The organism is Chryseobacterium sp. SIMBA_028 (assembly GCF_046535285.1).
Taxonomy (GTDB): Bacteria; Bacteroidota; Bacteroidia; order Flavobacteriales; family Weeksellaceae; genus Chryseobacterium.
The window spans coordinates 1-269 of record NZ_JAWRWZ010000308.1; the positions used below are offsets into that span (position 1 = coordinate 1).

A 269-nucleotide genomic window follows, 5' to 3' on the forward strand; every position below is an offset into this window, starting at 1 on the left:
CAAGCAATTCACAATCTGTTATAGCTTGGATATACTCCGAAGCGACCATTTGTGCCTCAAATCTTTGTTGATCAGAAACAAAATTATTCTCTTCAACAAAAGAGTGTGTAATCTCTTCGCTCTTATTATTATAATAACAGAATCGGGTAACTCCTTTAAGAAGAAATCCAACGTACCGCGGAATTTTACCTGCTTCTGAAAAATATTCATCTTTGCGAAGTTCCATTGTTTCCGCCTTGCTTAATATCAATTCAATCTGCTGACTGTTT

The 269-nt window shown here is 35.7% G+C and carries 1 protein-coding gene; it reads right to left on the bottom strand.

The genetic code is table 11. The features are described from left to right. A partial coding sequence (locus SCA31_RS23570; protein ID WP_410699438.1) for a Crp/Fnr family transcriptional regulator occupies positions 1 to 269 on the bottom strand: 269 nt, incomplete at both ends.